The organism is Rhizobium giardinii bv. giardinii H152 (genome assembly GCF_000379605.1).
GTDB lineage: Bacteria > Pseudomonadota > Alphaproteobacteria > Rhizobiales > Rhizobiaceae > Pararhizobium > Pararhizobium giardinii.
Genome location: NZ_KB902746.1, coordinates 56,573 through 70,686, shown reverse-complemented (window position 1 = coordinate 70,686; position 14,114 = coordinate 56,573). Strand labels below are relative to the sequence as shown.

13 protein-coding genes are annotated in these 14,114 nt (G+C 59.4%); 8 read left to right on the top strand and 5 right to left on the bottom strand.

All coding sequences use genetic code 11. The annotated features are described in order from the left end of the window. The first annotated feature begins 306 nt into the window (after positions 1–306). From A3AY_RS0132270 to A3AY_RS0132245, 6 genes are read left to right on the top strand one after another with little or no spacing between them, the layout of a single operon-like run. The gene (locus A3AY_RS0132270; protein WP_026204052.1) at positions 307–810 is read left to right on the top strand and encodes an acyltransferase; all 504 of its coding nucleotides are present in this window, start codon (positions 307–309) and stop codon (positions 808–810) included. Beyond that, entirely contained in the window at positions 810–1,847 is a 1,038-nt protein-coding gene (locus tag A3AY_RS0132265) for a Gfo/Idh/MocA family protein (protein ID WP_018329796.1), read from the top strand. The genes A3AY_RS0132270 and A3AY_RS0132265 overlap by 1 nt, the downstream gene beginning before the upstream one ends. Further along, the gene (locus A3AY_RS0132260) at positions 1,844–2,950 is read left to right on the top strand and encodes a DegT/DnrJ/EryC1/StrS family aminotransferase (protein ID WP_018329795.1); all 1,107 of its coding nucleotides are present in this window, start codon (positions 1,844–1,846) and stop codon (positions 2,948–2,950) included. The genes A3AY_RS0132265 and A3AY_RS0132260 overlap by 4 nt, the downstream gene beginning before the upstream one ends. After that, complete coding sequence (locus A3AY_RS0132255) at positions 2,940–3,644, top strand: acyltransferase (RefSeq protein WP_018329794.1); 705 nt, start codon at positions 2,940–2,942, stop codon at positions 3,642–3,644. Before A3AY_RS0132260 ends, A3AY_RS0132255 begins: the two co-directional genes overlap by 11 nt. A 16-nt stretch (positions 3,645–3,660) precedes the next feature. Beyond that, entirely contained in the window at positions 3,661–4,638 is a 978-nt protein-coding gene (locus A3AY_RS0132250; protein ID WP_026204051.1) for an NAD-dependent epimerase/dehydratase family protein, read from the top strand. Next, positions 4,635–5,822 carry a DegT/DnrJ/EryC1/StrS family aminotransferase gene (locus A3AY_RS0132245; protein WP_018329792.1) on the top strand — a complete coding sequence of 396 codons (1,188 nt, stop codon included), beginning with the start codon at positions 4,635–4,637 and terminating at the stop codon, positions 5,820–5,822. Before A3AY_RS0132250 ends, A3AY_RS0132245 begins: the two co-directional genes overlap by 4 nt. An 89-nt stretch (positions 5,823–5,911) precedes the next feature. On the opposite strand, the gene A3AY_RS0132240 is transcribed toward A3AY_RS0132245, so the two are convergent. The 3 genes from A3AY_RS0132240 to A3AY_RS0132230 form a co-directional block, all read right to left on the bottom strand. Then, positions 5,912–7,414: an O-antigen translocase gene (locus tag A3AY_RS0132240; protein WP_018329791.1), complete on the bottom strand. Its 1,503-nt coding sequence runs from the start codon at positions 7,412–7,414 to the stop codon at positions 5,912–5,914. A gap of 7 nt (positions 7,415–7,421) precedes the next feature. Continuing rightward, positions 7,422–8,339: a dTDP-4-dehydrorhamnose reductase gene (gene rfbD, locus A3AY_RS0132235; RefSeq protein WP_018329790.1), complete on the bottom strand. Its 918-nt coding sequence runs from the start codon at positions 8,337–8,339 to the stop codon at positions 7,422–7,424. 67 nt (positions 8,340–8,406) lie between these two features. Further along, complete coding sequence (locus A3AY_RS0132230; protein WP_018329789.1) at positions 8,407–9,717, bottom strand: polysaccharide biosynthesis/export family protein; 1,311 nt, start codon at positions 9,715–9,717, stop codon at positions 8,407–8,409. A gap of 548 nt (positions 9,718–10,265) precedes the next feature. Here A3AY_RS0132230 and A3AY_RS0132225 point away from each other — a divergent pair. After that, positions 10,266–11,012, top strand: coding sequence for a helix-turn-helix transcriptional regulator (locus A3AY_RS0132225; RefSeq protein WP_018329788.1), 747 nt, complete (start codon positions 10,266–10,268; stop codon positions 11,010–11,012). Positions 11,013–11,381: 369 nt separating this feature from the next. After that, positions 11,382–11,819, top strand: coding sequence for a hypothetical protein (locus A3AY_RS0132220; protein WP_026204050.1), 438 nt, complete (start codon positions 11,382–11,384; stop codon positions 11,817–11,819). On the opposite strand, the gene A3AY_RS0132215 is transcribed toward A3AY_RS0132220, so the two are convergent. Together A3AY_RS0132215 and A3AY_RS0132210 are read right to left on the bottom strand one after the other, a co-directional pair. Next, the gene (locus A3AY_RS0132215) at positions 11,813–12,463 is read right to left on the bottom strand and encodes a LuxR C-terminal-related transcriptional regulator (RefSeq protein ID WP_018329786.1); all 651 of its coding nucleotides are present in this window, start codon (positions 12,461–12,463) and stop codon (positions 11,813–11,815) included. The two genes, A3AY_RS0132220 and A3AY_RS0132215, sit on opposite strands and share 7 nt — an antisense overlap. Then, positions 12,460–13,842, bottom strand: a complete 1,383-nt coding sequence (locus A3AY_RS0132210) for a sensor histidine kinase (protein ID WP_040669552.1) — start codon at positions 13,840–13,842, stop codon at positions 12,460–12,462. The genes A3AY_RS0132215 and A3AY_RS0132210 overlap by 4 nt, the downstream gene beginning before the upstream one ends. Between the last annotated feature and the right edge of the window lie 272 nt (positions 13,843–14,114).

Here is a 14,114-nt window from a genome sequence, read left to right as displayed (position 1 = left end):
GAAGGGCTGCCAGACTTGCGTGGATCCATGCGTACCGCAACCTCCCACTTCGACTGAAAACGACATGTGCCAGAGCCGACCGCGACCGGCATCCGCCTTAGGGCGCACTACGATTCCGTGCGCAGCTACGCCTTTCGAAGGCCTAAATACCGCATTTTGTTTTCTTTACTCGCTGGTCGAAACGAATTCTTCTGAACGTGGAATAAAGGAAGTTTGCGCAGCATTCGCGGGCACTGGAGCGAGGGACATTATCCGCATGGAAACCATTCGGTTGAGCGATAATCGGAAATGCGGGGTCGTCGCGGGATGATTGCATCGAGTGTTACCTTAGGCGAAGGGGTGGTTATCCATCATCCCGATCTGGTCAATCTCTACGGCTGCAGCATTGGTGCGGGCACCCGTATCGGCACCTTCGTGGAGATCCAGAAAAATGCAAATGTCGGCCGCAACTGCAAAGTTTCCAGCCACTCTTTCATCTGCGAGGCCGTGACGATCGAGGACGGTGTTTTCATCGGCCACGGCGTCATGTTCACCAACGACCGTTATCCGCGTGCCGTTGATCCTGGCGGAGGGCTTTTGGCCGATGGCGACTGGGAGGTCGTCCCGACCCTAGTGAAGCGACATGCGGCAATCGGCAGCAATGCCACGATCCTGCCGGGTCTGATGATCGGCGAGGGAGCGCAGGTCGGCGCCGGAGCGGTCGTGACAAGAGACGTTCCAGACCACGCTATCGTAGCTGGCGTTCCCGCAAGGATTATCGGCCGTGTGCAGGATGCGCCGGCAGCTGTCCCATTCTCCAGGAGAACATGATGATTGGCATCGCGGTAATCGGTTACGGCTATTGGGGACCGAACCTGGTTCGGAACATAGCGGAAGTCCCCGGCGCGCGGCTCCTCTATGTCTGCGATCTCCGAAAGGAACGACTGGCAGCCGTCAAAGCGCGCTATCCCTCGGTCGAGATAACCGACGACTTCGAGCAGGTCCTGCGCGATCCCAGCGTCGACGCGATCGCGATAGCCACCCCGGTGTCGACCCATTTCAAGCTCGCCATGAAAGCCATGATGGCTGGCAAGCATGTCTTTGTCGAAAAGCCGATGGCATGGACGGTGGACGAGGCACGCCGCATGGTCGATGAAGCCGCCCGCAGACGCCTGATACTCGCCGTCGATCATACGTTCGTGCACACCGGTGCGGTCCGAAAGATGCGCGAAATTGTCGAGAACGGACTAGGGGATGTCTATTATTACGACTCCGTCCGGGTCAATCTCGGACTTTTCCAACACGATGTCAGCGTCGTCTGGGATCTCGCCGTCCACGATCTCTCCATCATGGACTACGTGCTGCCGGAAAAGCCGGTTGCCGTCTCGGCAACGGGGATGAGCCACGTTGTCGGCGAACCCGAGAACATCGCCTATCTCAATCTCTTTTTCGAAAGCAAGCTCATTGCGCATATCCACGTCAATTGGCTGGCGCCCGTCAAGGTACGCCGGACGCTGATCGGCGGCAGCAGCAAGATGATCGTCTATGACGATCTGGAGCCCAGCGAGAAGATCAAGATCTACGACAAGGGCATCACGCTGAACGGTAACCCGCAGCGCAACGGCGAGAAAGTCTACCAGATGCTGGTAGGCTACCGCACCGGCGACATGTATGCGCCGCATCTCGATATGACGGAGGCGCTGAGCCGCGAACTTAGCCAATTCGTCGATTGCGTCGAACAGAACCAACAGCCGATCGCCGACGGACATGCCGGCTTGCGGGTTGTCCGCATTCTCGAAGCCGCAACACAGTCCCTTGCGCAGCGCGGACGATTGATCGAACTCGAACAGACGAGGCGGATCGCATGATCCCTTTTCTCGATTTGAAAGCGCAATATGCATCGATCAAGAGCGAGATCGATACCGCGGTTCTGGGCGTGCTTGCCTCGGCTCAGTATATTCTGGGCGATGAAGTGGCGCATCTCGAAGAAGAGTTCGCTGATTATTGCGACGTGAAGCATGCCGTTGCCGTCAATACCGGCACCAGTGCGCTGCATCTGGCCTTGCTCGCCGCGGGCGTCGGCCGCGGCGACGAAGTCGTCACTGTTCCCTTCACCTTCGTCGCAACGGTGTCGGCGATTTGCTACACCGGCGCATTGCCGGTTTTCGTCGATGTCGAGCCCGTCACCCTGACGATGGACCCGGCAAAGCTGGAAGCGGCGATCACGCCCCGCACCAAGGCCATTATCCCCGTTCATCTGTACGGACAGGTGGCTGACATGGACGCGATCATGACGATCGCGGCGCGTCACGGCATCCCGGTGATCGAAGACGCCTGTCAGGCCCACGGTGCCGAATATAAAGGCCACCGAGCGGGCAGCATGGGCATATCCGGCTGCTTCAGCTTTTATCCGGGCAAGAATCTCGGCGCCTGCGGCGAGGGCGGCATTGCGGTCACCAATGACGATGCGCATGCCAAGACCATGCGGATGCTGAGGGACTGGGGACAGGAGCGGCGCTACCATCATGTAGCGAAGGGGTTCAACTATCGCATGGATGGTATTCAGGGCGCCATCCTGCGCGTGAAACTTCGCCATCTGGACGGTTGGACCGCGGCACGGCGCGCGCATGCGGCGCACTACTCGTCCCTGCTTGCCGGATTGGACACGGTGAAGACCCCGGTCGAGGTTGCCGATCGCCGGCACGTCTATCACATCTATGCTGTTCGATGCCGGGATCGTGACGGACTTCACCGGGTTTTGGAAGCCGAAGGCATCCAGTCAGGTCTTCACTATCCGATCCCCGTACACCTCCAGAAGGCGCATGAAGACCTGGGCTATCGGCCGGGGGATTTCCCGGTCTCCGAGGCTGCCGCACGTACGGTGCTTTCGCTGCCCATCTATCCGGAGATGACGGCAAAGCAGGTCGAACAGGTGGTGGCAGCTGTGGAGCAGGACGCCTATGTCGGTTGAGAAGATCTCCATGGCACGAATTGTGCAGGCCGTGCATGGCCGCCGCGATGGCTCGGAGGACGCGCGTTCTCTTGGTGAACTCGCCGCGGAGTTGAAGAAAGCCTACGGCTCGGCGGGCCTTTTGGAGCTTTACGGGCGCTTTTCATCCGGCGACGGATTTATCGATGCCGTGATGCGCCGCGCGATCTGGCATGCGATCTCGCGGCGATGCGGCACCGGTCTTCAGGTCGGCAGCGGCGCCGGCTTCAAGCACCCCGAAACGTTTGAAATCGGCAACGGCGTTTTCATCGGTGCACAGGCCTATATCCAGGGTCGGTATGACGGAACTTGCGTGATCGGAGACAATGTCTGGATTGGCCCGCAAGCCTATATGGATGCACGCGAGCTGGTGATCGAGGAGTGCGTCGGCTGGGGCCCGGGCGCCAAGCTGCTTGGCTCCAGTCATACGGCTGTTCCGGTCGATGTCCCGATTATTCGAACAGACCTCGAAATCAAGCCGGTCCGCATCGGAGCCTGGGCGGATATTGGCACCAATGCGACGATCCTCCCCGGCGTGACGATCGGCAAAGGCGCGATCGTCGGCGCGGGAGCGGTTGTCGTTTCCGATGTGGCGCCATTTTCGGTCGTCGCGGGCGTTCCTGCGAAATTCCTGCATTGGCGAAATGAAAACGACGCATCGCCGGCAACATCTTGAAGATGAAGGGCAGATCATGAAGGACAAGCGGATACTGATTACCGGCGGAGCTGGCCTCGTCGGGTCGCATATTGCCGATCTCGTTGCCTTGGAACAGCCGCGGGAAATTCTGATCCTAGATAATTTCGTGCGTGGCCGGCGGGAAAACCTCGCACAGGCAGCCGCGATCTTTCCGCTGACGATCATCGAGGGAGACATTCGCGACCGCGCGCTGCTTGCGACGTGCCTCGAGGGTGTCGACGTCGTCTTCCATCAGGCGGCAATCCGGATCACCCAGTGCGCCGAAGAACCGCGTCTTGCATTCGACGTTCTGGCGGAGGGCACGTTCAATGTCCTCGAAGCCGCCGTCAAAGCCAATGTCCAAAAGGTGATAGCGGCCTCTTCCGCATCCGTTCTTGGTCTTGCCGACAGTTTCCCCACAACCGAGGAACATCATCCGTACAACAACCGAACGATCTACGGCGCGGCAAAGGCGTTCAACGAGGGGCTCCTGCGCAGCTTTGCCGAGATGTATGGCCTTCGCTATGTCGGACTGCGGTATTTCAACGTCTATGGTCCGCGCATGGACGTCTACGGCGTCTATACCGAGGTGCTGATCCGATGGATGGAACGAATCTCGGCCGGCTTGCCGCCCGTGATCCATGGAGACGGCAGCCAGACGATGGATTTCGTCCATATTCACGATATTGCGCGAGCAAACCTGCTCGCTGCAAAATCGGAGGTCACCGACGAGGTTTTCAACGTCGCCAGCGGTACCGAAACGAGTCTCCTGGAACTGGCAAGGATGCTCGCCGGCGTTATGAATTCGACGATCGAACCGCAACATCAGCCGGCGCGCAAGGTGAACGCCGTCACGCGACGGCTCGCCGACACCAGCAAGGCCGAGCGACTTCTTGGATTCCGGGCGCGCGTGACCCTTGAGGATGGGCTTCGCGATCTGGTGCAATGGTGGCGGCAGGAGAGGGCGGTCGCAGCCGGAGGGCAGGCCGCATGAAACCGGCGCTCTTCCAGATTCCCGTCGCAAAACCCCTTCTCAACGAGCTGGAAGTGGAGGCCGTTCGCCGGGTCGTGTTGTCCGGATGGGTAACCCAAGGGCCGGAGGTTGCCGCGTTCGAGCGCGAATTTGCCGAATTCGTGCAGGCCGATCATGCCTGCGCGGTTTCAAACTGCACCACTGCGCTCCATCTGGCCTTGCGGGCCGTCGGTGTTGGCGAAGGCGACGAGGTTATAACGGTCAGCCATTCATTCATCGCAACGGCAAATGCAATTCGCTACTGTGCCGCAATCCCTGTGTTTGTCGACATCGAAGCCGATGGGTTCAATATAGATCCGGACCTGATCCTGGCGGAAATCACGCCTCGGACGAAGGCGATATTGTGCGTGCATCAACTCGGCATGCCCTGCAATCTTGAAAAGATTGTCGGCATAGGCCGCAACCACGGCATACCGGTCATCGAAGATGCCGCCTGTGCAACCGGCAGCGAAATCCTGTGGAATGGCGCGTGGCAAAAAATCGGCGCTCCGCAGGCGGACATTGCCTGCTTTTCCTTCCATCCGCGCAAGGTCGTCACTACCGGTGACGGCGGAATGCTGACCACTGCCAACGCCGAGTATGACCAGAAGTTTCGCCTGTGGCGACAACACGGCATGAGTGTTCCCGATACGGTTCGTCATGGCTCGAAGCAGGTAATCTATGAAGTTTACCCCGAGCTGGGCTACAACTACCGCATGACGGATCTGCAGGCGGCGATCGGCCGGGTGCAGCTTGCGCGTCTGCCGGCCCTGGTCGCACAACGGCGTCATCTTGCCGAGCTTTATCGGGAAGGGCTTGGAAATATTCCCTGGCTCGAGACGCCGGCTGAGCCTTCTTGGGCTCGCAGCAACTGGCAGAGCTATTGTGTGAAGCTTCCGCCATGGCTCGATCAAAGGGACACGATGCAGGCGCTTCTCGACATCGGCATATCGACGCGACGGGGCATCATGAACATCCATCGTGAGGGTGCTTATGCCGACAAGTCGTCGCATCGCGTGGCGGCAAGCCACCTTGCGCGAAGCGTCGCGGCGCAGGAAGGCGCGGTCATTCTGCCGCTGTTTGCGCAGATGACGCAGAACGAGGTATCCTTCGTCGTCGAGGCATTGCGCGATCTGTGCATCGATCGCCAGGCCGCCACTGCATAAGGCCGTTGAGCGCTTTTCCATTGCACAACCGAAATTATTGCTTCGCTCCGCCTGAAATGAGAGCGGGCTTGCCGGCCGCGCCGCTAAACTTATCTCAGCACCCATTTTCTGATCGGCCGTGGAAGGCGCTCCGGCGGCACAAGTGCGACCAGCAGTTTCAGCGCGTAGAGTCCGCTCAGGACGACCGCCAGGCAACCCAGCGCGGTCGCTTGCCAGAGCGGCAGAATGAGAGTCGCGCTAAATATCAGTGCCGAGGCGGCGAGGAATACAAGCCCGATCCTGCGGTTGGCGGTCGACCAGCGAAATCCGGTAAGCTTTCGCGCGAACATGTAGATGAGGACGCCGTGCCAGAGGTAAAGGCCGAAAAATGCTGCTGCGGAACCAGCCACACCGAACTTTGATACCAGCAACCAGGCCAAGCCTAAATGGACGGCGGTCGCCGCAACTTCCGTCCAGAAGAAGACGGCCTCTTCACCCTTTGCAAGGACGATGTAGCCCATAGGCCAGGCAATGATGCGGAGCAACATGCCAAGGCAGATCCAGCGAAGAAGATTCGCAGCAGCATAGAACTCCGGCGAATAGAAGAGCCACATCACAAAGGGCGCGAACGTCAAGGTCGCCAGTACCCCCGGCCCGGCAAGCAGCATGCTCACCTGCGCCTGCTCATTCACCAAGCGGTTACACGCGGCATGATCCTTTGCGATCGCCGTCAGGCGTGGATAGAAGTCAGTCCCCATGGCCTGCAGGATGAAGCCGGCGTAGAGACTGCCGAGTGCCCAGGCGGCCTGATACAAGCCCGCGGCCGCAACACCGCCCTGCTGCAATACGATAATGCGGACGACATAGGCGCTGCCGAGAGTGAGCAAGCCGCTGATCATGAAAACTAAACCCAGCCTCACAAGGCCGGCAAATTCTTCCCTGAACTGCGCGCCGGAAAGATCTGGCGTATCGCGCAGCACGCGCCGGCTGTACCACCATGAGACCAAAAGCGTAGCGCCTGCTGCGGCGACGAGAGACGGGACAATCCCGTCGGCGCCGAACAAATACACCAGCGGTATGGTAACCACTGTGGCGAAAAATGCGGCGAGCATATTGATCCTGGCAAGTGTCGAAATCTCCCGCAGTCCCTGGATCAATGCCGTCTGCCCCGCTGAGGCAAGGCGAAAGAAAATCCCAACTGACAGCAATGCGACGCCGATGACGTGCTGATGGTCACCGAAAGTGAACCACGTCACCGGAAAGGCCAGCGCCGCAAGCATGATCGTGCCTGCGAGGCCGAGTGCAATGGACACGGATCGAAGCACGCACGCGGTTCGCGCAATCTTTGCGTCATCCCCCGTTCCAACAGCCTCGGCAATCTGGCGGACACCGCTGGACTGGACCCCAAGGCCGGCAATCGTCTGGGCAATATCGGCGATCGAGTTGTAAATGCCCATCAGCCCCACACCCTCCGGGCCAAGCAGCAGGGCCACTGCCTTGTTGCGGACGACGGCGAAAATCATCGTGACCAGCGATGAACCGCCGATCACCATTGTCGATTTGAGGATCTGGACGTAGGTATGCCGTGCGGCTGGCGTTTCGCGCATGTTCATGGATCGCTCAAGCCTTTCGTTTCCCGCGTGCCTTCGGGCGAAAGCGAGGGTAGTCCGCGTTGATGATGCGCCGGACGACGGGCACGACGCTCGATTGCCAGATTGGCGCACGCCAGCCGAAGATCCTGTCGAATTTGTCGGTCGAGAGACATGAGTTGGATGGCCGCTTGGCCCTGGTGCGGTAGTCGGCGGAAGCAACCTCCTGCACCTCGGCGAACGGGCCGCCATGCGTGCGGCTGACCTCGAAAATATACCTGGCAAAGCCCGACCAACTGGTCTCGCCGGTGCCGGCGACGTGAAAGATGCCGGTATGATGTCTTGTCGGGTGCGTTGCGACGAGCAAAATGGCATCTGCCAGGTCCAAGGCAGATGTCGGATTGCCCCACTGGTCGGAGACGACGGCAATCCTCTGACGCTCGGCTGCGATGCGCAGCATCGTCCGGACGAAATTGTGGCCGAAGGGACTATAGAGCCCGCTCGTGCGCAGGATTATGTGGCGGGGGTTGACGCTGGCAACGGCGCGTTCGCCTCTCAGCTTGGTATAGCCGTAGACTGTTTTCGGTTCGGCCTCGTCTTCTTCGTCGTAGGGATAGGGCTCGTCTCCGGAAAAGACGTAGTTGGAGGAGAGATGGATGATCGGCACATGGAGCGTGGCCGCCACCTCGGCGACAGCGGCGGCACCAACCACGTTGATCGTATAGGCGAGGTTCCGTTCGTCCTCGACGCGGTCGACCATGGTACAGGCGGCTGCAGATACAACGATGTCAGGCTTCACATCCAGGATCGCCTGTCTGACCGAAGTGGGATTTGCCAGATCGAGGTCCGGTCGTCCGACAGGCACCAACTGGATGTCAGGCATGGCCGCAGCTGCCTCGACAAGGCTGGTCACCACCTGGCCGCTTGTGCCGGTCACCGCGATTTTCATATCGTCGCCATCATATCCGACTGGTTCGCAATCATCGGTAGCGGTTGCCTACGAAGTGTTTGGCGCGTCATTGGCTAGCCTGCTCTGATCGCATATCCGGAAGCTGCGTCACCTGTGGTGAAGGCTGGGCGCTCGCAGTGACTTTGCGAGTGACGCGGACGACATCTCCCGGCTGCAGAAAGGTCGAGTCGGATGCGGCGATCTCGTTGACCGTTTTACCGATCCGGCGTGTTACCGTAAAGGCGAGCGTAAGACCGCCACCGGGTGCGCCTGCACCCATGCCGCTGGAAAGGGCGTTCACCAGTAGTTTCTGCGTGGTGTCGCGCTTCAATTGCAACTGATCAAGAGCCGCCTGTGCCGATTGCAGTTCGGTCGCAACCTCTGTCTGCTGCTTGTCGTAAAGTCCCTCCAGATTGCGTGTTGCTTCGGCGATGTTCTGGCGTGCCCGCATGATCGCCGTCACCAGATCGAGCCGATTGGCGTGGTAACCGCGCAGCGTCCGCTCAAGATCCGCTTGGCGCGATGGAAGCGCAATGCCTTTCTCGACCATGCTTTTGGCACTCGCGACTTCTTTTTTTATCGATGTTATGTCCTCGTCGGTCCCGTCGATCTTCTTTTCGATGACGCCAATTTCCGCCCCCAGGAGATCACGCAGTTCCACGAGAGACTTCGATTGCCGAGCCACGACGTTGATGCGGGCGGCAAGGATACTTTTTTCCTGTTGGAGAATTGCTGCAGCGAGTTCCTGGTCGTCCTGCGAGCCTAGATCGAACCGCATCTCCTTTTCGCCGGAAATTTCGGCCTGAAGCCGCGCAATTCTGATCCGAGTGCGCAATATGGAGTTTTCGATCTCCCGAAGCTGGCCGACGTAACCAGTATTATCCCCGGCCCCCAGGAGACCATTCGATGGGCGGAATTCGCCGCCGCTCATGGCCAACGACTGCAAGACGGTGAGGCCGGGATGGAACTTGTACTCTCCCGGCTTGTTGACATCGCCGACAACATACACCGGTTGGTGCTCGAGAATTTCGACGGTGACGTGCGGTGTTTCGACCAATCCTATCTTGGCCTTCAATTCCTTGGAAATCTGTGCGGCCAGCGCGACGGTGTCGATATTGCCGACGGGCAGGGTGCCGATAACCGGGAGTGACACCGTCCCCGCGTCCGAAATCAGGAACTCGCCGCCGATCGAATCCCATTTTTCGTAGACGCCGCGGGTGGGCATCCATTGGACGATCGTCAATCGAATTTTGGTCTGCGGTGCAAGCTGAGAGCTTTCGGCTAGAGCCGCTGTCGACATGCCGCCGAAAACGCTCATTGCTGCGGCAATGAACACCGCACGAAGCGGTCCACGGTACGAGCGGGAAGATACGTTCAAGGTCTTTCTCCGTGCTGCAAAACCAAAGCGCCCCGTGGCTAAAAGGCAAAGAGCAATGCTCAGTGTGCCAATTGAACGCGGATTGAGAAGGGGAAGAGCGGAGGTTCCGCTTCATCAATATTGCTGAGAATCGGATGCGCGGTATGCGTGGACTAGACCGAGGTGGATATCGGTTTAGCCCAACTGATCTAAGGAGGGATGTTGATAGGGGGCGGGTATGAGAAGGGGTGCGGGCATACCTCCGGCAGGACCCCTGATATAGCCCCCTCATAGCCCGTTTGGATGAGTAAGCCGTCGCAGCCTTTCTTCGTTGATCGAGCGGCCACCCCCAGGCTCAGTCCTTTTGCGTCGTCGCGATTGTCCGCGGGCTGCGCTAAAGTCCAGCAAGTGGGCGTGCGGAATGCATCGCTGCCGCCGTAGGATGCGGAGACTGTATCAGGAGGGTTCCTGGTCGGAGATATCGGGATCGCTCCAACAGTTTGGAATTTTGCCTGCATCCTGAAACCAGCCGGTTCCAGGATGCAGGCAAATGCTGATAGGTAACGGATATGCTGCTCGACGGGAATGCGTATGACGCTGCAGGCGCCAGAAGGCGACTTGAGCCGCAACGCGTCATTTTGCTTCTGACGAACAGCGGAAGCGTGTCGGAACGATTGATCGACGCCATCGAACGGGAATTCCCCTGGATCCGCATCGAGCAAGTCGAGCACGTTGCCGCCGCCTGCATGACGTTTTCTCATCCCGTGGCACTCATCCTGGTCGACATAGCGCTGATGAAGGAAGCCGAAGCCTCATCCGCAGAACTTTTACGCATGCATCCGCATGCTCTTACCGCCTTGATCGAGCCCTACGACAAGGTCGATGTCACGCCTCTGAGTGAAATTGCCGGATCTCCGCTTGTTCGCAGCGTTCTGCCAATGGATCTCAGGCTCGATGTCTGGCTGTCGGTCATCCGTCTGATGCTCTGCGGCGGGGAGTATTTTCCTCCTAGACCGCTGATCAAGACGATGTTGCGCGAGCAAAACGCTTTGCTGGCACATAATGGCGCCGCTCAGGTTCCGGCGGCTCGGACGAGCAACATGGCTGAACTCACGGCGCGAGAATCGCAGATACTCGGGATGGTATCTCACGGTCTTCAGAACAAGGTGATTGCTGTCGAATGCGGGCTATCCGAACATACGGTCAAGATTCATCTGCACCACATCATTCGAAAACTGGGTGTGCACAACAGGACGGAGGCCGCCGCGCGGTTCCGCGGCCTTCAGGACAGCGGCCAGCCTATGATCGAGGGCTGAGCCGTGCGAGGTTTTCAGCCAGCAGGAGTAGGCGCAACTCTTTGCGATCGCCCGCGGCGTCCCTGCGACCTTAGTCCTAAACTCCTCGGACGAACGTCCTATGCTCGCTGAGGGAAAGGTCTGATAGCCCCCGGCTGGCTGGGTCTGTGGTTGACGATGAGGGGGAGCCGTGAGCAAAATCCTCAGAACGTGATGGATACGCGTGTTGAGGACTCCCCGTTGGTCCATCATGTCCGTGAAACCTTTTTGCTCCGCTGTCGCAACGAATGCGACGGTCTCGACCTCAAATCCGCCTTGTTCACGGGTGCGTATTTCTGTAGCCGATGGAGGGTGAGCGGTGCGCCGATCGGAGCTGCCAAGGGAATAATCATGACGACGGGCCGGAGATTTATTGCAGCGCTGTGGTGTGTCCCGATCGCTCTTTGCCTTTCTATCCTTCCCTGCAAAATAGAGATGGGTGGCTCCACGCTTGAACTCGCCTCGCAGTCCGCTTTGGCCAAAAATGGCGGAAACGGCAATGGCAAGGGAGGCGGCGATGGAAAGGGCGGCGGCGATGGAAACCGCGGTGGAGACGGAAGCGGGAAGGGAAGCGGCAACTCAAACGGCAAGAGCAATTCAGGTGGGGTGAGGGCAAAGGCCACGTCAGTCGAAGACGGCACGTCGGCGTTGGGCGTTCGCCATGTCGACGGGATGAGCGAAGTCATCAGAAATGGCCGCTATATCATGAAGGATGCCAGGGGGCGCACCATCGTCAACCGGCGCGCGACGTCAGCCGACGAAAAGCGGCTTCACTCTCTTATTCATTGACCCCGCTGGTCGATCGCGTCACGCCACACCATGGCGGCTTCTGTCCGGTTCGTGACCCCCAGTTTGGTCATGATCTGCGTCATGTGGTGTTTGACGGTCTTTTCCTGCAGATCGAGCTTTCTGGCGATGAGTTTGTTGCTCATTCCCGATGCCACCAGTTGCAGAACTTCCTGTTCTCTGCTGGTCAGGCTGGCGACCAGTTCAAACTGGTTTGCAGAGGCGTGCGAGCGGCTGGAGAGGAGTTTGGCAGACAGCGTCGGGGTGACATAGCTCTCCCCCGAGGCCACGGTGCGAATGACATCTGCCAGTGCGCGAGAGCCGATCCCTTTGAGAACATAACCTTTTGCGCCATGGCCGAGAGCTGCCGTGACATCGTCGCTTGCCTCGGAAACAGTGAGCATGACGATCTTCTGCAGGGGCGCTTTTGCAAGGATCAGAGGGATCGCGTTCAGCCCGCCGCCTGGCATGGAGATATCCATCAGCATGATGTGCGGGTTCAACTGCTCGGCGATGCGCAGTGCGTCCTCCGCCGAGCTTCCCTCCGCGACGATTTCGAACCCGTCGATTTCCGACAGGCTTCGCGTCACGCCTTCTCTGAATAGTGGATGATCGTCGATCACCGCCACACGTATTGCTGCCGTCATCCTTGCCCCATCTCCTCAGTGCTGAGCGACATCCGAACGATCGTACCCGGTGCGGAAGAGCTGACTTCAAATGCGCCACCCAGGCTTTCGATCCGCTCCCTCAGGCCCGCGAGCCCCAGACTTGTCGGCTTTACATCACCGGGATCGAAGCCTGGACCGTTGTCCGCGACCTCAATCCAGACGCGTTCGCCATCCATCGTCTGGACAACCCGCTGACCGACGCCTCCGCCGTGACGGTAGGCATTGTTAAGCGCCTCCTGCACGAAACGGTATATGCATATTTTGGCCGACGGCGAAAGGCGATCGGGCGGCGTGGACATCGATAAATCCACGGCCGATCCTGTTCGCTGCTTGTGTGCCTGAACGCTTCTCTCCAATATTTCGGCCAGGCTCGCGGTCTCTATCTGCGGCAGGACCAGCCCGCTGCATATCGTTCTGATCTCATCCATGGCTTCGTCGAGGCTTGCCTTGATGGCGATGATTTCACGCTCGCGCGTCGCCGATGACGTCATCGGGCTGATCAATGCATGGCTGTCCAGCCGCAACGAGGCAAAGGCAACGAGCTGCGCCGGGCCGTCATGCAGGTCGGCGCCGATGCGCCGCAAATGGCTTTCGTTCAGCGCTGTCGCACGTTGCGACGCCCGCTGGAGGCGCCCCCGCAGCGTCTCGTTTTGCGAAAGCAACGCCGAAAGCTCATCGATACGCTGCCTGAGGGCGCGGCGCTGACTTTCGATGGTCCTGCTGCCGCGCAGGACGATTGCGGAAAGCACGACGAAGAAGGAAACGGTAAAGGCGGCAACGGCCAGCCAGGCGTGGAAACGCGCCTGCCGCAGGCTCCGCTGGAAATCATTGGCGATCTCGTGGAATTCGGAAACGGCAACAACCTGTCCCGACCAGGGTTGCAGGACCGGGTTGTAGATCTTCAGGAGCGGCGCGCCGTCGGCCCGCCCAGTTTCCCCCGCAGCGGTGTCAGACGGCTCGAACCGGGCGACCATTTCGCCGGCGAATGCCGTCTTCAATTCGCTGCTGAGGCCAAATCGCTTGCCGATCGCGTCTTCCTCGTTCGAATAGAGCACCGTACCGTCCGCCCGCCACAGGCGGAAGGATCGAAGCCGATCTCCGAGCGCGCCCTGTCCAAGCGTCTCGTCGAGGGCGCGGGTGGCTGCGTCGTCCAGGACCTGGGTCGTTTGCATGTCAGGCAAGAGCGGCGCGATGACGCTGTCGACGTAAAGCGCTGTCGTCGCGGCCGAATTTCGCGTGACCGCATCTTCTATGAGACTAGAGACGAACCCGCCGACCAGGATCATGGCCGTCGTCGCGACGATGCCGCCGATCAGCAGGAACTGCTTCGTCAGCGACTGCGTTTTCCATCGTGTCATCAGAGTGTCGGTGCGCACGAGAAATCTCGGGATCGGCGGCCTGGCTCGCAGGCGGCAATTTTATAACGTTCGAACCCGACAAACTATCGGCTTCCGGTGAGGGGTCAATGGCGCGAAGTATGCGCCGATGCGGCCCGGACTTTTGGCGCCGCGGCGATAGGACCTAAGTCTTACCTGTTGTAGCAATGGTCCGAAGGCAATGGAACCGCGCGTCTGCACGAACTATTGTCCCCTTACTTCGAGAGTGACTCAGTCATTGTAACGAGGCTACG